The sequence below is a fragment of the Lysinibacillus sp. FSL K6-1151 genome, from assembly GCF_038630755.1.
In the GTDB taxonomy this organism is placed as follows: Bacteria; Bacillota; Bacilli; order Bacillales_A; family Planococcaceae; genus Lysinibacillus; species Lysinibacillus fusiformis_D.
Genome location: NZ_CP152040.1, coordinates 2483202 through 2502584, shown reverse-complemented (window position 1 = coordinate 2502584; position 19383 = coordinate 2483202). Strand labels below are relative to the sequence as shown.

The 19383-nt window shown below is 38.6% G+C and carries 16 protein-coding genes and 1 other annotated feature; of the genes, 9 read left to right on the top strand and 7 right to left on the bottom strand.

Annotated features, from left to right (window positions below; translation table 11 throughout):
• Positions 1 to 244: 244 nt before the first annotated feature.
• Both MHI04_RS12125 and ileS read left to right on the top strand, forming a co-directional pair.
• On the top strand, positions 245 to 421 hold the full coding sequence (locus MHI04_RS12125) for a DUF2785 domain-containing protein (protein WP_231744999.1): 177 nt from the start codon (positions 245 to 247) through the stop codon (positions 419 to 421).
• A 249-nt stretch (positions 422 to 670) separates the two neighbouring features.
• Positions 671 to 909, top strand: a binding site (T-box leader).
• Between the two features lie 59 nt (positions 910 to 968).
• Positions 969 to 4061 carry an isoleucine--tRNA ligase gene (gene ileS, locus MHI04_RS12120; RefSeq protein ID WP_340834382.1) on the top strand — a complete coding sequence of 1031 codons (3093 nt, stop codon included), beginning with the start codon at positions 969 to 971 and terminating at the stop codon, positions 4059 to 4061.
• Positions 4062 to 4659: 598 nt separating this feature from the next.
• On the opposite strand, the gene MHI04_RS12115 is transcribed toward ileS, so the two are convergent.
• Positions 4660 to 5262 carry a LysE/ArgO family amino acid transporter gene (locus tag MHI04_RS12115; protein WP_271909964.1) on the bottom strand — a complete coding sequence of 201 codons (603 nt, stop codon included), beginning with the start codon at positions 5260 to 5262 and terminating at the stop codon, positions 4660 to 4662.
• A 111-nt stretch (positions 5263 to 5373) separates the two neighbouring features.
• On the opposite strand from MHI04_RS12115, the gene MHI04_RS12110 reads away from it, so the two are divergent.
• Both MHI04_RS12110 and MHI04_RS12105 read left to right on the top strand, forming a co-directional pair.
• Positions 5374 to 6807, top strand: a complete 1434-nt coding sequence (locus MHI04_RS12110; RefSeq protein ID WP_342534867.1) for a PLP-dependent aminotransferase family protein — start codon at positions 5374 to 5376, stop codon at positions 6805 to 6807.
• A 225-nt stretch (positions 6808 to 7032) separates the two neighbouring features.
• A complete protein-coding gene (locus MHI04_RS12105; RefSeq protein WP_058843522.1) occupies positions 7033 to 8217 on the top strand; it encodes an oxalate decarboxylase family bicupin in 1185 nt (394 codons plus the stop codon).
• A 202-nt stretch (positions 8218 to 8419) separates the two neighbouring features.
• Here MHI04_RS12105 and MHI04_RS12100 read toward each other — a convergent pair whose 3' ends face one another.
• Complete coding sequence (locus MHI04_RS12100) at positions 8420 to 8890, bottom strand: DUF2975 domain-containing protein (protein ID WP_036117640.1); 471 nt, start codon at positions 8888 to 8890, stop codon at positions 8420 to 8422.
• Positions 8891 to 9266: 376 nt separating this feature from the next.
• Between MHI04_RS12100 and MHI04_RS12095 the strand changes: the two genes are divergently transcribed.
• Together MHI04_RS12095 and MHI04_RS12090 are read left to right on the top strand one after the other, a co-directional pair.
• Positions 9267 to 9794: a GrpB family protein gene (locus MHI04_RS12095; RefSeq protein ID WP_342534866.1), complete on the top strand. Its 528-nt coding sequence runs from the start codon at positions 9267 to 9269 to the stop codon at positions 9792 to 9794.
• Between the two features lie 156 nt (positions 9795 to 9950).
• Positions 9951 to 10238: a hypothetical protein gene (locus tag MHI04_RS12090; protein ID WP_342534865.1), complete on the top strand. Its 288-nt coding sequence runs from the start codon at positions 9951 to 9953 to the stop codon at positions 10236 to 10238.
• A 208-nt stretch (positions 10239 to 10446) separates the two neighbouring features.
• Here MHI04_RS12090 and MHI04_RS12085 read toward each other — a convergent pair whose 3' ends face one another.
• From MHI04_RS12085 to MHI04_RS12070, 4 genes are all read right to left on the bottom strand, one after another.
• Positions 10447 to 10956, bottom strand: a complete 510-nt coding sequence (locus MHI04_RS12085) for a DinB family protein (protein ID WP_058843526.1) — start codon at positions 10954 to 10956, stop codon at positions 10447 to 10449.
• Positions 10957 to 11322: 366 nt separating this feature from the next.
• A complete protein-coding gene (locus MHI04_RS12080) occupies positions 11323 to 11631 on the bottom strand; it encodes a hypothetical protein (RefSeq protein WP_036117651.1) in 309 nt (102 codons plus the stop codon).
• 24 nt (positions 11632 to 11655) lie between these two features.
• Positions 11656 to 12036, bottom strand: coding sequence for a hypothetical protein (locus MHI04_RS12075; RefSeq protein ID WP_340834375.1), 381 nt, complete (start codon positions 12034 to 12036; stop codon positions 11656 to 11658).
• Between the two features lie 325 nt (positions 12037 to 12361).
• Positions 12362 to 13513 carry an MFS transporter gene (locus MHI04_RS12070; protein WP_036117657.1) on the bottom strand — a complete coding sequence of 384 codons (1152 nt, stop codon included), beginning with the start codon at positions 13511 to 13513 and terminating at the stop codon, positions 12362 to 12364.
• Positions 13514 to 13610: 97 nt separating this feature from the next.
• On the opposite strand from MHI04_RS12070, the gene yeiL reads away from it, so the two are divergent.
• Entirely contained in the window at positions 13611 to 14273 is a 663-nt protein-coding gene (yeiL, locus tag MHI04_RS12065; RefSeq protein ID WP_036117659.1) for a transcriptional regulator YeiL, read from the top strand.
• An 80-nt stretch (positions 14274 to 14353) separates the two neighbouring features.
• Here the strand turns inward: yeiL and MHI04_RS12060 are convergent, their stop codons facing one another.
• A complete protein-coding gene (locus tag MHI04_RS12060; RefSeq protein WP_036117662.1) occupies positions 14354 to 14671 on the bottom strand; it encodes a hypothetical protein in 318 nt (105 codons plus the stop codon).
• Positions 14672 to 14954: 283 nt separating this feature from the next.
• On the opposite strand from MHI04_RS12060, the gene MHI04_RS12055 reads away from it, so the two are divergent.
• The gene (locus tag MHI04_RS12055; protein WP_036117665.1) at positions 14955 to 15935 is read left to right on the top strand and encodes a diaminopimelate dehydrogenase; all 981 of its coding nucleotides are present in this window, start codon (positions 14955 to 14957) and stop codon (positions 15933 to 15935) included.
• 162 nt (positions 15936 to 16097) lie between these two features.
• The gene (locus tag MHI04_RS12050) at positions 16098 to 19283 is read left to right on the top strand and encodes a BTAD domain-containing putative transcriptional regulator (RefSeq protein WP_342534864.1); all 3186 of its coding nucleotides are present in this window, start codon (positions 16098 to 16100) and stop codon (positions 19281 to 19283) included.
• Positions 19284 to 19383: the final 100 nt, after the last annotated feature.

Below are 19383 nucleotides of genomic sequence, written 5' to 3'. Positions count from 1 at the left end.
ATCATCGTTGCTTCATTGAACTTTGGGATTAAAGCTTAAACCATTTATTATTCAAAGGAATCTGATTGGGTTTTTTACTCACTCGTTTACAATCTTATTGCTCGTACTTATTTTAGCTAGGGATCTACACAGATATTTTTTTATCTAAGGATAGCATGAGGCTTGTCAAACGAAGTTATGAACTTACATATCATCTGAAAAGGATGTAAGAAGCTATGTACCTGGCAAAGGATGGGCACATAGTGTGGCACATGTATCGGATGCTATTGATGAACTAGTGAAAAATCCTAAAATGAATGGATCAGCCTATGTCGCTATGTTACATGCACTTTGGTTTTTCTATTTACAACCTGCTTATGTATTTATTCATGATGAGGAGGAAAGGTTGTTAGTCCTGATTTTCGCTATGTTGGAAAAATGAAATCATCCAAATATTGCAGCAAACACTGTCAACAGTAGCCACATTAAAGGGGCAATTGGATGAAGTAAACTTTTATATCGGGCTATTTAATGTCAAAATATTGCTGAAGAGCTTTATTCAAACCAATCCGCAATCTTAATATATGACTCTCCATCAAAGTATTGTCACTTGTCTCAACGAAATTTTTTAAGGTTGTCCACTGTTGACAGACAATTGGTAATTTGTTACGATGAGTGACAATAAAAGCATACAAATTCGTTGATGAGAAAGAGTAGTGTTTCATTTTGTTCTACAGAGAGCCGACATTTGGTGGAAGTCGGTGTGCAGGTGTTACATGAAAATCCTCTCTGAGAAGATTGGCTGAATAGAGTAAGCCAATCCGGGTGTCTACCGTTAAAAAGAACACGTATGATTGTACGTTGCTGAGCGCTATTGACCATTCTGTCAATAGAATTAGGGTGGTATTCGCGGTTAACCCCGTCCCTTTCCTTGGGACGGGGTTTTTGTATGCCTTTTATACAAAATGGATTGTATAGGAGGAACTCATATGCAGGAAGAACAAAAGAAGGAAACAGTGGTTGAACGAGAAACAAGGATTCGTGCGTTGTGGGCGCAAGAAGGAACCTTGGCAAAGTCCATCAACAATCGTGCTGGACAGCAGCCCTTTGTATTTTACGAGGGACCGCCAACAGCGAATGGTTTACCACATGTTGGTCATGCTTTTGGCAGAACAATTAAAGATGTTGTGGCACGCTATAAAACGATGCAAGGCTATCTCGTTGAACGAAAAGCAGGCTGGGATACACATGGATTGCCTGTGGAATTAGGAGTAGAAAAGGCATTAGGCATCTCTGGGAAGCAGGAAATTGAGAATTACGGGGTAGAGCGATTTATTCAGGCATGTAAAAAGAGCGTTTTTACCTATGAGCAAAAATGGCGTACCTTTACCGAGCAGCTTGGCTACTGGCTTGATATGGATAATCCTTATCTGACACTAAGCAATGATTATATCGAATCTGTGTGGCATATTTTAAGCCATGTACACAAGGAACAACTTTTATATAAAGGGCATCGTGTTTCACCTTATTGCCCTAGCTGCCAAACATCCTTAAGTTCACATGAGGTAGCACAGGGGTATAAGGATGTCAAAGACTTATCCGTTACAGCGATGTTTAAGCTTCGGGATCGCGACGAATATTTCTTAGGCTGGACAACGACGCCTTGGACATTACCTGCTAATGTAGCCTTGGCTATGAATCCATCTCTTCAATATGTACGTGTAAAGCATGAGAATAACATATACATCCTCGCTAAATCACTGGTAGAAAAGGTTTTTACAGAGCCTATCGAAGTACTAAGTGAGCATGATGGGCAAGAGTTTGCGGGTGTTTCCTATCAACCACCATTTTCTTATGTAACGGTCGAAAAAGGGCAAGTTGTCGTTATGGCGGATTACGTGACGGAGCATAGTGGAACAGGAATTGTGCACATTGCTCCAGCCTATGGAGAGGACGATTATAAAACAGTACAGTACCATGGTTTGTCCTTTGTCAATGTAGTTGATTTAAAAGGCTGTTATACAGAAGCTGTGTCTGAGCTTGTCGGACGCTTTGTAAAAGATTGTGATGTTGATATCATTAAAATGCTAGCGGCAAAAAAACTTCTATTTGCTAAAGAGAAATATGAGCATAGCTACCCACATTGCTGGCGCTGTGATTCACCTTTGCTGTACTACGCAACAGATAGCTGGTTTATCAAGATGTCAGCATTAAAGGAGCAGCTTTTACAAAATAATCAGCAAGTGACATGGTATCCAGGTCATATTAAGGACGGTCGATTTGGCAACTTCCTAGAAAATTTAGTGGATTGGAATATTAGCCGTAATCGTTACTGGGGTACACCATTGAATGTCTGGGTTTGTCGGGAGTGTGCTCATGAGGTGGCTCCAAGTAGTGTTGCAGCATTAAGAAAATTAGCTAAAGGGGCTTTCGATGAAAATTTAGAGCTTCATAAACCATTTATTGATGACATTGTCTGTACATGTCCTGTCTGTCAAGGAGACATGAAGCGGACGCCAGAAGTTATTGATGTTTGGTTTGACAGTGGCTCGATGCCATTTGCCCAGCAGCATTATCCTTTTGAAGATGTCACGACTTTTCGTCAGCAGTTCCCTGCAGATGTCGTCATTGAGGGAATCGACCAAACAAGAGGCTTTTTCTATAGCTTATTAGCGGTATCGACGTTATTTACAGGCAAGCCACCTTATAAAAATGTTCTATCGTTAGGGCATGTCTTAGATGAGCATGGGCAGAAGATGTCAAAAAGTAAAGGTAATGCTTTAGAGCCTGTTGAATTAATCGAGCAATATGGAGCGGATGCTTTACGGTGGGCATTTTTAGTCGACAGCTCCCCTTGGAATCCGAAGCGTTTTTCTAAGAAAATTATCTTAGATGCGAAATCGAAACTAGTGGATACACTTGACAATACGTTTAAATTTTATGCAATGTATGCCCATATCGATGGCTTTACGTATGATGCTACAAATAAAGGGAGTCGATCACCTCTAGATCATTGGATTTTGTCTCGTCTCCATCACACTATCCAACTTGTCACAACGTTCATGGATGATTATCAATTTACACAGGCTACACGAGAAATTGCTCAGTTGGTAGAGGAGTTAAGCAATTGGTATATTCGCCGTTCACGAGCTAGATTTTGGGCAAATGGACTGACAGCAGATAAACGAGGTGCATTTAGTACGCTTTATGAAGTGCTTACATCTATTTGTCAATTGGTAGCACCGTTTACGCCATTTATTGCTGAAGACATCTACCGTCAATTATGTGGGAAAAGTGTTCATCTGGAGAACTACCCAGCATGTGACGAACAATTAGTGGATGTCAAGCTTGAACAAGAAATGGCAATGGTTTTAACAGTAGTGGAACTTGGACGCAGCATTCGCAATAGTCAGGGAATGAAGGTTAAGCAACCTTTAAGTGAACTCATTGTTGCCGTAAAAGGAGACCTGATGGATTTTCAAGTCTATAGTGAGCTCATTCAAGATGAGTTAAACATCAAAGCCTGTAGGTGGGCGCATGATTTTTCAGCCTATGAAAGCATCCAATATAAGCTGAATTTTAAAACTGCTGGAGCTGCATTTGGTGCAAAGGTTAATCAAGTAAAAGAATATGTGATGGCATTAACGAATGAAGAAAAGCAAAAGCTTCAGCATAATGGTTCGATTAATTTTGTGATGGAAGGACAACAGCTAACATTATTAGCAGCCCATGTTGTTGCTGAAGCGGTTGTGAAGGAGTATTATAGGTTAGCTGAGGATAGCACATGTCGTGTATTGATGAATGTTCAACTAACAGAAAGCTTGCTACAAGAAGGGCAAATGCGAGAATTAATTCGCACAATTCAAGACGCAAGGAAAAAATGGCAGCTACCAGTGGCCCAATATGTGTCGATTGCCTTTAACGGTAGTACAAAGGTACTTTCTATCATCCGACAGCATGAAGCAATATTACAAGCGAATGTATTAGTCAAGGCTATTCATTATGGTGAAGCGTGGTCTAAAGCGAAATCCGTTGAAACAACATTGTTTAATGAACAGCTCACGGTATTTGTCTCACTCTAAAAGAAATGCTCAGGAGGAATCCTGAGCATTTCTTAGTGTTGAAAAACAAAACAGTCAATTGAAAGGGAGAAATGGATTTCCGTTGCAGGCTACTTGCTTTCCTGTGGGCGAGCGCCTAGCCGCTTCCTCCGCTACCGCTCCGTTTAGAGGCTCGCCTGTCTCGCTATCCCATGGGAGTCAAGTAGCCTTCCACTCCACCCCACAAAAGTGTTACCTTTTTAGCAAAGTTTTCAAATAAAGTGAAGGTGTTCACTACTTTTTATGAAGAGGTGTTGTCACGCATCACTTCTCCATATTGAAAATAAAAGTTTATCCCCTCTAAGAATACAGATAATGGGCTATTTGATCGCTATACTACTATGAAAAAAAGTAAAGACACTTTGCAGAATGATTGATTGGAGTGGAGCCAGCGTCACAGATGAGACCCTGGAACGAGCGTAAGTGAGTGAAGCGGCTCATCGGACGCCCCCTGGAAAGGGCGCTGACGGAACGGAAATCAACCTCTCACCTTGCAAATTTGCTTTTTCTGCCGTTGACATCATCTTTTTTCAACAACATGAAATGCTTCAGGAGGAATCCTGAGCATTTTCTATGTAGGCTACAGTAAGCCACTTGCGAGATAACACGCTGTTGCCCAAATAAAGATGGCTGAGCATTTATTCAAGATGCCCATCAACTTACCAGAGCTATCGAGTTTTTTGAACGAGGCACCAGTCAATGTGAGACCGAAAAACCATAGCCAAGAAATTAGCACGCAGGCTACCGTGAAAATCATTTGCTCTGTACCACTATATTTTAATGCGCTCGTACCAATGACGCCAATTGTATCTAATATGGCATGTGGATTAAGTAACGACACAGAGAGGGCAAAGAGAATTTGTTTTTTTATGGGCAGTGGTTCACTTTTTTCTGTAGTGCTCGGATTTGAGCGCCAGATGGTATAGCCCATATAAAGTAAAAAAACAATACCAACAGTCATTAAAGCGATACGTAGCCACTCAAATTGTAAAACAATTAAGGATAGTCCGAATACCGCAAGCACAATTAGCATTGTATCACAGAGGGCAGCTGTTACACTTGCTGGCAGGGCGCGTAATAAATTGGGTTGTGTAGCACCTTGAGAAAAAACAAAAACATTTTGTACACCTAAAGGTAAAATGAGTCCAAATGCTAAAATGATGCCATGAAGAAAAGCTTCCAACAATCATCCCTCCTTTCACTATTCATTTTAGATATGGTATAACTAAAAGAAAACGACCAATTGGATGGTTTTTTATCCACCCAATTTTCTAGCAGGAAAGGTGATGGATAAATGAACTGGCAGCCAAATAGACAAAGAGATACCTCATTACAACAGCAAATTGTGCAATGGATAACAGCACTGGTGGAACGAGGAGACTGGGTAGCAGGAACAAAACTGCCCACCCAAAGACAGTTAGCCATGCAGTTTGGCGTCAATCGTAGCACGGTTCAACAGGCTTTAGAGGAATTAAAAGCAATAGGTCTCCTTGAATCAAAGGTAGGCTCTGGGGTTTACGTTACGCATAATTCATGGCATGCATTAATTCAACAAACACAGCCGAATTGGCAAACCTATATCGAAACAAGTATCCATAAGCCAAACTATCACACTATCCAATTAATTAATGAATACGAGCAGCGTGAGGATGTCATTCGTTTAGGAACGGGTGAGCTAGCACCAAGCTTATTGCCCACAGAGGCCATAGAAGCTTCATTAAGGGAGCTATCTTTTCAGCCCAAAGCATTGGGCTATTCCTCACCACAGGGTAATGATCACCTTCGTGCAGCTATCTGTGACTATGTACGAAACAGAGGCATCGTTGCTGAGCCTCAACAGGTCTGCATTGTCTCAGGTGCACTTCAGGCATTGCAGTTAATTGCCGTTGGTTTACTAGAACAAGGGTCTATTGTATTTCAGGAGCCAACCTCCTATTTAAATTCTGTCCATCCATTTCAATCAGTAGGGATGCAAATGGTGAGCATTCACCGCGATGAACAGCTTGCCCAAACATTGTCTCAAAGGAAACGGAAAAAACAAGCCGTATTTTACGCTATCCCAACTTTACATAATCCAACGGGCCAAGTATGGACATCTCTGGAAAAAAAGCAGCTCTATGAAGCCTGTCAGGCATCACGTATTCCAATTATTGAGGATGATGTCTATCATGAATTACTTTTTGAAGCGACCTCTCCTCCTATTAAAGCAATGGATAGCAGCGGACAAGTCCTTTATATTGGGAGTGTCTCCAAAACCTTAAGCCCTGGGCTACGCATTGGCTGGCTTATTGGTCCAACCACCGTCATCGAACGATTAGCCGATATAAAAATGCAAACGGACTATGGCTCAAGTGCTATCTCACAAGAAATTGTCCTACATTGGCTACAATCAGGAAAATATGAATCGCATCTTGCATCTTTACGTCAGCACTTGCAGGATCGAGCCCATTTCACTGAGCAAATTTTACAGGGAAAATTTAAAGACATTGCTACTTGGAGCAAACCAAAGGGAGGCTTTTATATTTGGCTCAAGTTTCATGAGCCACTTATAGACAAAGAATTCTTTATGAAGCTATTGCAGCAACAAGTATTAATCAATCCTGGCTATATTTATGACCCACAAGATCATCATCATATTCGTCTATCTTATGCCTATGCAACATATGACGAATTGCAGGAAGGCCTCCAAATCTTGCATAAATGTGTAGTGGAGGCTTTGCTACAGTGACTGATTATGTTTTCATGGGAATGAATTTGCTCTACGTTTAGAGGAGTGATGCCTCCGCTCCATAATGTGAGGAAAGCGGTCAAAAAAGTAATCATTCCTCGTAACCAAATAGCCATTCTCATGCACTCGCCCAACAGAAAAGCAAGTGAATAGTACAAGCTGTGTGCCCATACATTTAGAAGGATGAAAGTATTTTTTAAATTTCTACGATAAAGAGGTGAACGATTGGACAATTTGCCGCCGGGTTATTTTCAAGTGCCTCAGCCTATTCGGAATGATGGAGCTGGAGGGGTGGATAAGGGGCCACGCGATATTATGAGGGATTTAGAAAATCCGGATATGCTGGTGCCACCAACGACAGATGCGGGTTTGATCCCTAACCTACGATTCTCGTTTTCAGACACGCATATGACATTAAATCAAGGTGGGTGGTCACGGGAAATTACGGTTCGTGAATTACCGATTGCTACGACATTGGCGGGTGTAAATATGAGCTTGACACCGGGAGGCGTGCGCGAACTGCATTGGCATCAGCAGGCGGAGTGGTCTTATATGCTACTCGGTCATGCTCGGATTACGGCAGTCGATCAAAATGGCTGTAATTTTATTGCCGATGTAGGACCAGGTGATTTATGGTATTTTCCACCTGGCATTCCTCATTCAATTCAGGGGTTAGAGGATGGCTGTGAATTTTTATTAGTGTTTGATGATGGCAATTTCTCAGATCTGAATACATTGTCGATTTCAGATTGGTTTGCGCATACCCCGAAGGATGTGCTATCTGCCAATTTTGGGGTTCCAATTAGTGCTTTTGATCATATTCCGAATGAGCAAGTGTATATTTATCAGGATCAGGTTCCTGGTCCCATCAATTCACAAAAAGTGGAGTCTCCTTATGGGCAGGTTCCACAAACTTTTAAGCATCGCTTATTAGCACAGCCACCACTGAAAACACCAGGTGGCAGTGTGCGTATTGTGGATTCAACTAATTTTCCGATTTCTCAAAATATCGCAGCGGCACTGGTAGAAATTGAGCCTGGGGCGATGCGCGAATTACATTGGCATCCGAACAACGATGAATGGCAATATTATCTACAAGGAAAAGGGCGAATGACTGTTTTCACAGGGAATGGAACAGCACGAACATTTGATTATCGTGCAGGTGATGTTGGGTATGTGCCGTTTGCGACGGGGCATTACGTTGAAAATACTGGCACAGAGCCATTATGGTTTTTAGAAATGTTTAAAAGTGACCGATTCCAGGATGTATCTTTAAATCAATGGATGGCCTTAACGCCAACAGAATTGGTGCAAAGTAATTTGCAGGTTGGCCCTGAGTTGCTACAGGCTCTTAGAAAGGAAAAATGGCCAGTGGTGAAGTACCCTGGTTTTTCGTATTATCCAAAATAAGAATGCAGGTGAATACTTTGTAAAATTAAAGATAAGTGAACGCATGTTTTTATTTTAAAACAGTAACTTATCTTTAATGTCACACATTATAGGATAGTTGGTACATCACTTATATAGTAGTGGTGTACTTTTTTATTTAGTAGACCTCATTTATTACTACAACAACGAAGGGAGTTTTATAAAAATGGTTATTATGAAACACCTACATATTTTCTAGGATATTTTTTATGGGTTTTTGAAGTACGTCTATAATGGCAGCGATGATAGCTGTTACTAAAATCCCTATTAGACCAAGTGCTATCGGACCTGCTGCGTCTTCACCCGTGAACATAGCAGAAACCCTTAAGTAAACTATTAAAAACAAAATGAAGAAAATAATTGTCAAAGCGCATTTTTTTATAATCTGTAAGGAATTAAGGGATAGCTCAGAAAAAGCATTGTTTATATTGATATAACTCAATAGTTTATAGGCTTGATACAATGCAACAGAAAACGTAATGCATACTCCATAGGCACATATTAACAATGGATATATCGAGTAATCTCCTGGACGCACTTTGGCATCTCGTAAAGCTGCTTGAGGTAACCAATAGATACACACAGCAAGTACCGCAATTCCAATAAGAAAAGCAATGATCTTTAAGAAAAAAGTTGAACTTAGTTTAACATTCATTTGAAGCACCTCACCGATTTAATGATAATATGATATTAGTCTATTTATTATCGTTTATCAATATATTTATTTCGTTTTTTATTATATTATTGTTGTTATTCAAATGATTATTTAAAAATCATGTGGGAATCGTACTTCCGTTATGGTAAGTTTTATGATGAAGTAACTGAACAATAGGGCGCAATTGTTAAAGTTGGGAATGCGTCTTTCATCATCTAAAGGGCGATTAAAATGGTAAAGAAATTCGGCAAAATTACATTAGAATTCAGTTTAGCTTGTGAAGTAGTGTATTTAAACTAACACTGCAGTTGAGTTTAAGAAGGATAAAGAAATCATCGAACGAATTAGTTAACTATATTGAAAATGAGGTGACTAAATGAGATTAGGGTTAAAACGAGATGAGGTAAGGTTAGAAGCACATTGTGATGAGTGGAAAAAAGAGTTTTTTAGGGTGAAACAGGATATTTTAAATGCAACGCCGATTCAAGAGAATAGAATTGAACACATTGGTAGCACAGCCATAAAGAATATCGTTGCCAAACCAATATTGGATTTAGTCGTTGGTGTTGATAATATTGAAAATGTTGATAAATCGATATTTCAAGGGCTAAGGGAAGCTGGTTTTTTAAAGCTCAAAGTGGAACGCCCTAATGAAATTGTGCTTGCGAAGTTTAATAATGATCATTATGAGGAAAAGACACACTTTATTCACTTAGTAGAATACAACAAAGAACTCTGGAAAAATTTAATCTTTTTTAGGAACTACTTAAATTCAAACGAAACAGCAAGGGAAGAGTACAGAGAACTGAAAATGAAATTTGTAGAAGAGAAAAATGGTGGGATCAATGAATACACAGATTATAAGGAACAATTCGTAAAAGGAATCTATGAGAAAAGGAAATAATTTCTTGTTAAGCTAACAGTATGCTTTACTTTAACAAGCAAAAGACAAATCACCGTCTTGCTATTCAGCAATCGGGCGTTTTCATGGAAAACTAGGAAAGTGTCTTTATAGGACAAAGTGTTATGGAACGCTGCATTTAATTAGGGGGGCATTGTTATGGAAATATACTGGGTAAACGGACAATATCAAGAAGATGAGCAGATTTTTGATTCTCAGTTTGAAGTTTATGAATGGACGGACTCATTATATCAAGATTTCTCCAATGGCTTTTTGAGAAAAGAAAATATCGGTTATGCAACTCCTGATATAAAGGTCATTGATTGTTTAACGGAACTAATACCACAATGGGCGGAATACATGAATGTATATGTTACAATGCATAGAGATAAGATTGAGGTAGATTGTAAAAAAATGTATATAATTTGGACTTCATATAGTAGATAAAGTTCTTCCACCATCGGGCGCGGTTCTGTAATAAGGATCAGTGCTCGATCATTATAGGGACATATAATTGAATAAGAAATTATAATGTATAAATAGGGATAACGTCAGGAAAATGCGGATTTATAACGCTAAGTAAGGTTCACTATGAGAAAACCTAATTTCTCAGTATGAAGTGAAAAATTAGGTTTTTTCAATAATAGAAAGAGATTTATAAGTATTTATCGCTAATCACTTTCATATGGTGTAACTCGTGCCCGACAATGCCATATACAATGGTTCCTACTGAAACTGGACTGTTCATTACAGTTCCTTTACGAACCCACGCAGCTTCATCAATAGTTGAAATCAGGCTTAATGTGTTGGAGCGTACGGTGTCTAAACCAGCTAGTAACTGTTCCCAAGATAATTTGTTGAAGTTTGCCGCAGAAACGTATTGATCCTGATCCATTGCTGGGAGTGGTGCAATTTCATTTCGTGCAATGGCAAGTATTCGATACGACATCACACGTTCGGAGTCGGTCATATGCCCAATCACTTCTTTTAAAGTCCATTTCCCTGGTGCGTACGTCTTACTTGCTAACTCCTCTGATACGCTGCCTAAGAGGGTAAGGGTCTTAGCTTGTTGCTTATTAAGTATTTCTTCAATATCTCCATCTGGCACAAGACTAACATACCTATCATGCTCTGGATTTTCAATAAATAATGGTCGTGGACGCACATGAATCCTCCTCATCGGAATAGTTAATTATGGTTGTAGGGTAATATTCTACTTTCAAGCGGATATTTCCTTTATATAATATTTATTTATTTTCATTACCGCTATTTCGAAGACATATTAAATAATCGGGCGCAATTCTTGAAAAGGAATTGTGCCTTTTTCATTAATAGGGCCATTTAATTGAATTAAAAATGGGGCTTTATGTTAATCTTGATTTGAGTTTGTGAAACAATGTACTTAAGCTAACGATGCATTTAGTTGAATAGCAATTAGGTGTGACTGGAAGAATTGGAGATGATATAAAAAACACCGAAGTGTCATATGTATTTTCAAATTAAGCTTATGGACAACTTGGAATTTGTGAGGTTAATCATAATAGTGAAATTCAAAACCGTCTTCTGGTTCGCCAACTTCATATCCCAATAATTTTGTAGCTCTATTCTTAAATATTGTAATCCATTCATCCCATTCTTCTGATGGTAACTTAGCATAGAATTGTAATCCACTTGATTCAATACTTACTTCTATTAATTTATCATCTGAACCATACCACTGTGGACAGCCGTTTACAAAGTTGTTCCAGTTAGGCATTTCTCTATATAAACGCTCCAACTTATCCCAAACTTCTTGTGGGGCAGAATAATGAATATTCAAATTAATATTGTATATTTCCATATGTTCTCCTTTTAATATATTGTTTTACTGTGGGTCAACTGTGATAAAAACACTTTTTAATCCGTCATCCGTATATAAAAACTCCATTTGTAAACACATATCTGCCAATTTTGAATTTGAAGTTAAAGCATAATCAACAGCAAATCCACTATTATCATTGAATTCATAGAAGTTGATTTGTGAATATTCGTATTTTGGGTGGAAATTACATGGAGCGCCATATTCATCAAATGAATCAAATCCATTTAAGTTTAATGTTTCTTGAACATAATAGAATAACTCACCAATATGATCCACTTCACATTCATCCACATAATTTAAAATGTTTTCATATTCTTTATTGTGCATTACTTTTAATATATTAGTAATAACAGTTAAAGCATATTGTTTATCTTCATTTTTCATAGTGAACCTCCAAATTCTAATTTGTCTTTCTATTCAACTGTATAATATCATAAATTTGTGAGAAAATTCACTTAAACTAACGGAGTGCTTTAGTTCAATAACGATCTTCCACAATCTGGCGCGATCATGGAAGAAGCCAATGATTATTTATTGTAGTATTGTGGTAGATGTTGTAGTAGTAAATGGGTTCTATGTTGTCCAAAAAGGATAGATGTAAACAGGTATAATTCCTGTTCATCTATCCTTTTTTTACCCACTATAATGTGTGATATTTTAATAAAATACATGATAATTAAGTTCTATATTTATTCTCACCTGCTTTTTGTTAATATTGATATTTTTTGCGCGTCAGCAGCAAAATAGCGATGGCAGGCACTGTACAAATAAGCATGGCTGCAAAGGACAGGCCAGGAGATATTTCGTATAAATATCCCCCTAAAAACGTAAGGATTGCTGTACTTAAGCCCATGGCTAATGCGGAATAGAGACCTTGTGCATTTGGAATTTGTTCCTTTGGTAGAGCTTTCGTTAAGTAGCGGATAAAAGCGAAATGTGCTAGTGCAAAGGATAATGCATGCAAGGTTTGTGAAGCAATAAATACCCAGACATTCGGGAACATAAAGATAAGTAACCAGCGCAGGGAAGAGCCGCTTGCTGCTAAGAGTAATAATGACGATGAACGCCACTTCGTCAATAATGTATCGGCCTTCATAAAGTATAGGATTTCGCAAATTACTGCGATGTTAATAATCATGCCCATATAGAATGGGTCTACCTGTAAGTCTTCTAAATAAATATAACCATAGCTATAATAAGAGGCATGTGCACCCTGTAATAAAATTACGATAAATAAGACAATCGGGAAGCCCTTGATAGTCCATAAAGTCTTCATCGATAATGATTTCGCACGTTGTTCTTTTGTTGGCACAACAAGTAATTCCTTTGGAGTGGCTAATTGCTGCATAAGTAACATGCCGATCAACCCAATAATCATGCTCCAAAAGATGATGTTTTTGCCGAAAACGCCCGTCAACATACTAATAATTAATACAGCAATCACAAACCCGAAGGAACCATAGGAACGGCTTTTGCCGTAGTGAATATTGCCATGCTGGACAAGCGTTGCTGCACTACTTTCCACAGCAGGTAATAGTGCTGGATAAAAGACACTAAATAAAATGGTCACGATTAATAATGCGATAAAGCCAGTGCTTGGAATATAAAGTAATGCAGTTAGTAGAGCACCTACTGCTAAAATCGTAATAAGACGTTTATTGTGTACATATTTTGCAAGGGTTGGAAAGAAGAAAAGATTGGACGTGGCACGAGCTAGTAGCCCACAGCCCATTACAACACTTGCCTGCGATACTGTCAGATGTTTTGCATCCACAAGCCAACCTGTCCAGTAGGGTAAGAAAATGCCCCAGGTGATGAAAAATGTAAAGAAATTCTGAGAAAGCCATCGTTGATTGTTCATATAATTACCGTACCTCCATTAACTAAGTTGAATAATAGCATGTTCATCGCTACAATAATGTGAGATATCTCATATTTTTTAGAGGGGAGAGTAAAAAATGCATATTCTAACAGCTGAAGCACGTACCCAATATCTTGAAAAATATCCGATAGATGATTTTTTCTCATTTGCTATCGATCCTTATCTGGAAGTGTGTCAATTTGACAAAGGAGAGTGGATTTTTCAGGAAGGCTCCTTTCCAGATACATTGTATTACATGATAGAAGGCAAGGCGAAGCTCTATATGACGCATAAAAATGGCAAAGTTTCACTAATTGAATATTTGGAAGCTCCTCGTTTTATGGGGGAAATTGAATTGCTTAATGAGGCGAGGTATACAAAGGGGATACAAACTGTTACCAAGACAATTTGTTACTCCATTACACAGGCATGTAAGGAAAAGTTACTTGTGGATGCCTTGTTTTTACGTAGACTTTGTGTGTTTCTAGGGGAAAAAGCCACGAACATGACATCTAAATATACACAAAATCAAGCATATCCGTTTGAGAATCGCTTAGCAGCCTTTATTCAATTATCTGCTGATCAAGGTGTCTATAAGGAAAAGCATACGGAAATCTGTGAGTATTTAGGGGTTTCTTATCGCCATTTATTATATGTATTGGCACAGTTTTGTGAAGAGAAGATATTAGAAAAACGTAAGACAGGCTACCATATTATTGATGAAAAGCGTCTTGCACAGTTGGCTCAGGAGATACAATAGCGATGGACTTGCAGGAGATCGTGCTAGAAGGAAGCGCCCGATTAAGTTAGCAGAACGCTTACGAAGTACCATGTCAGACTTCATATAAAGAAGTCTGGGTTTGGCTTGTTGTATTCACTTTTTTTAATGAACCAGCGAGCGATGTCCTTACCACTATGGTAGAAGTCTACCTCATGCACCTTATTTTTTTGGATGGTGATGTCTAGCGTGTTTTCCATAACGTCAAAAGGTAAAACACCGATACATAAAGGATTGTTTGGTAAAAGACTTTCATGTGGTTTACGAACAGTTTGTTTCGCTTCAAGGTGCTTGTTCGCCGTATTATTTTGTGTCATATGGAATGCAAGTAGTTCTCCTTGTGCCAATGCCGTGCTTGATGAGTAACCAGTACTTTTCATTCAACATGCCCCCTTTTGTCGTTACATTTATTGTACAAGACTGGTTGGAAAAATAGCCGTTATTTACAAGGCTTTTACAATAACTTTAAGATTCATGGAATATTTAGTAATTTGTAACCGCATTCATACCGTTTTTGGATAAAAACCATAGAAAACTGATATAAATTCTTTTTGAAAAACTCATACTCAAACTATTGTGAATTTTTCTAACACAAAGTATTATTGTAATTAGATTTAACGTGAAAGTTTTCACAAAGTCACGAAATCGTTAGGAGGAATTTTAATGAGTGCAATTCGAGTAGGTATTGTAGGATATGGAAATTTAGGACGTGGTGTGGAGTATGCTATTTCACAAAATCCAGATATGGAAGTAGTAGCGGTGTTCACACGTCGTGATCCTTCAACAGTAAACGTAGCAAGCAATGCGAGCGTATATTTAGTAGATGACGCCGAAAAATTCCAAAACGACATTGATGTCATGATTTTATGTGGTGGCTCTGCAACGGATTTACCAGAACAAGGACCACATTTTGCACAATGGTTTAATACAATTGATAGCTTCGATACACATGCGAAAATTCCTGAATTTTTCGATGCTGTAGACGCAGCGGCACAAAAATCTGGTAAAGTGTCTGTTATCTCAGTTGGATGGGATCCAGGTTTATTCTCCTTAAATCGTCTACTAGGAGAATCCGTATTACCAGTTGGTACAACATATACATTCTGGGGCGATGGTTTAAGTCAAGGTCACTCAGATGCAGTACGTCGTATCGAAGGTGTTAAAAATGCTGTTCAATACACATTGCCAATTAAAGAAGCTGTAGAACGTGTACGTAATGGTGAAAACCCTGAATTAACAACACGTGAAAAACATGCACGTGAATGTTGGGTTGTGTTAGAAGACGGTGCAGATGCTGCAAAAGTGGAACAAGAAATTGTCACAATGCCTAACTATTTCGATGAATATAACACAACAGTTAACTTCATCTCTGAAGATGAATTTACAGCAAACCACACAGGTATGCCACATGGTGGTTTTGTCATTCGCAGTGGTGACAGTGGAGCAAACGATAAACAAATTCTCGAATTCTCATTAAAACTTGAAAGTAATCCAAACTTCACATCTAGTATATTAGTGGCTTATGCACGTGCTGCGCATCGTCTAAGTCAAGCTGGTGATAAAGGAGCGAAAACAGTATTTGATATTCCATTCAGTCTGCTTTCACCAAAATCAGCTGCTGAATTACGTAAAGAATTACTATAATCATAGAAAATCACCCGATTATCATTCATTTGATTATCGGGTTTTTTATTTTTGCCATTCATTCGATAAAATATGGTAAACTGTCAATAATTTAATAATCTGAATTTTTGTGAAAAAATGGAGCTATTGTAACCTTACACAAATTTGGAGGTTATCGTTAACATGACAGATATTATTATTCAATCAAAATGTATGGCACCAAGTCCATCCACTCATTGTATCAATAGAGCCGCACTTATGAAGACATTAAAGAAGAGCCATCACCATACTTGTACATTTATTCATAGTGGTGCAGGGTATGGTAAAACGACCATCCTCATACAATTTCTCTCGAACGAAGCGAATAAATTTTCTTGGTATAGTATTTCCGAAGAAGATGATAATTTATTACCCTTTTTAAGACATCTTTTTTTTAGCATACAGCGAGCTGTGCCGAATTTTGGTCCTACATTCGATGAGTGGAATCAATTGTCACGCTTCCCTAAAATGGAGGAGCTGAATCGCTGGTATAAGCTTTTTGTCAATTGCCTATGTAGCATAGAGGAGCCATTTCTAATTGTCATTGATGATTTTCATTTAGTGGATCACGTCTTTTCAATTAATTATTTTATGGAGAAAGTTATTGAATTTGCTCCACCAGCGATTCATTTTATTATCGCATCTAGAACATTACCGAATTGGGATATTATGAGAAAATTAAAGCTGCAAAAGAAGTGGCTAGTGATCAACGAGGACGAGCTGGCCTTTTCAACTGAGGAAATTGCTGTTTTTTTTGAAGAATATGTAGACGTGCATTTATCCGATGCTGAAATGGCCAAGATATTGGAGATCACAGAAGGCTGGGCCATCAGTCTTTCCTTGTTAGCAGAGCAATGGCATCATGTTTCTTTAGATTATTGGCTAATGATTTCTCCGAATGATCTTTTCACCTATTTGTCAGAAGAGGTTTATAGTAGGATGACTGCAACGGAGCAAGAGACCATTTTAAAACTAGCTATTTTTCCTACATTTTCAGCGGAGCTATTGGAAGATTTTTATGGCTTTGAAATGGCACAAATGTTGAATACTTTATCACAGCGTCATTTATTTATTCAACCAGTGACAACAGATGGTTTATACCGCTTCCATGCTTTGTTTAGTCGGTTTTTAGAAATGAAATGGCGTCAGCATACAAGTTACTATACGGACCTTCATAAACAAGCGACATTCTATTATATGGAACGGCATAATATTCAAGCTGTGCTTTATCATGCCTTTAAAACGAATGACCATGATTTTTGTGGAGAGCTATTACAGCGTCATGCAGAGCCATTAGTACGTGCTGGACAATTTGAATGGTTATTAGAAAAAATCAATCGATTTACTGTACAAGAAAAAGATACATTTTATAGATTATATTATTTTGATGGCGAATGCCATCGCTACCGTGCTTATTATGAAAGGGCGAAACAATCCTACGACAAGTGTGCAATGATCGCACAGCAGCAGCAGGATCACCTATTTATGACAAAATCTCAAGCAGGTTTGGCACATATTTACTTAGACACTATACAGCCTGCATTAGCAGAGCCTTATTTAGAAAAAGCATTAGAGCTTGCCAAATATACACCCTTACTAAAAGAGGAATTATTAGAACTTCAACGGCAATATGCTGAAAACTTAGTGAACTTAGGGAAGGCCAAGGGTGCACAGTTATTTATGGAGGACGTGGCATTGCCAGCGGATGTCATGCAACGAGCGAATGTGGATGTCCGAGTTTTACTACGGACTGGGCAATTACGAGAGGCGAAGGAATTATTAGCACAGCGCCTTGAATTGCCACCTCAGCTTGTGGCAACCCATCGTGAAAGTGAACTACTAGCAGCATTTGTCTATGCATTGTTAGGACAAGGAAAGGAAGCTTGGTATGCAGCCCAGCATGGGATACGCAGGGGGTTAAGAGAGAAGTCTATTTTTATAGAGGCGGTTGGTTATATCAGAAAAGCACATGCGCTACTATTAATGGATTTCCCAGATTATCAAGGGGCATGTCAAGCCTATGAAAAAGCGTTGACTTTATTGAATGCCATTAATATTTCTCGAGTTAAGGCCGAACCTTATATGGGGCTAGCGATTGCTAAACATTATTTAGGAGATATAGTAGCGGCTAAGAAATACTTGGCATTGGGCTTACGAGAAACCGAGCAAGTACAAGATGCTTGGATGACAGGCCTCATTCTTTTAGCGGAAGTGAAAATCATTCTCTCCCAGCAAGAAACAGAACGAGCGAAGCAATTAGTAAGGAAGGCACAACAACTATTTCAGGAATGCGGAGATCGCAATGGCTTGATGCATGTTCTATTCTATCAATCCGTTATCGCGTTTCAAGAAAATAATAGAGACCAATTTCATCCGTATTTTCAACAGTTTGCGCAATTATGTTTGGCAAATGGCTATGACTATTTTTTACAAAGGAAAATGATACTTGGTCCAAGTGATCGAATGATTTTCTATGAGCTATTGCATTTTAGCCAAACAGGAGGTGTGGAACATGCAGCCATTCTTACATTACGAAGCTATTTTCAAGTGGAGGACAGTATCAATTATCCGCATGATGCAATACAAATCAATCTTTTTGGGAGTTTAAGTTTAATTCGAGCACAAAGAAAGCTCGAAGATAAAGAATGGCAACGTGATAAATCGAAGGAATTGTTCGTGTATCTATATTGTCATCGCAATCGTTTTACACCAAAGGAAGAAATAGCGCAGGCATTATGGCCAGACCGCACTGTCGAGTCCTTAGATCGGGATTTTAAAGTGGTCTTAAATACATTATTAAAAGTGTTGGAGCCACAACGACATGCAAGGCAGGAGAGCTTTTTTATTCAACGTAAGAATAATATGTATCAGTTGCAAAATATTCCCTTTCTCCAAATTGACGTGGAACGATTTCACTATTATTACAACCTAGGAATGGAGGAATTTGATCCACAGTTGTCCGATGAATGGCTACTGTTAGCGGAAGCGAGTTATCCAGACGCCTTATATGCAGAAAAAAAGCAAATCGACTGGCTTACTCAAGATCGCGAAAAGCTACAATTTTTATATATAGAAGTTCTAGAACGTTTGGCACAAAATGCCACAAGGCAGCAGCAATATAAAAAAGCCATCCACTATGCAGAGAAAATAATTGGAGAGGATGCACTATGGGAGGAGGGCTATCGCCTGCTTATGTACAGCTACTACCAACTCCAAAACCGTTCTCTAGCATGCAAATGGTACGAAAAATGTGTCCAGCAGTTACAGAGCGAATTAAATACAACCCCTATGGAGTCGACCATGGCTGTCTATGATTTAATTATGGGATAGCCAGTTCCGTCGTTTAAATGAGGGAATCTTATTGGGGTGGTACAAATTTGTAGTGTAGGGAGAGCCACTCATAAGTAGAAATGAACTATATGAACAAGTT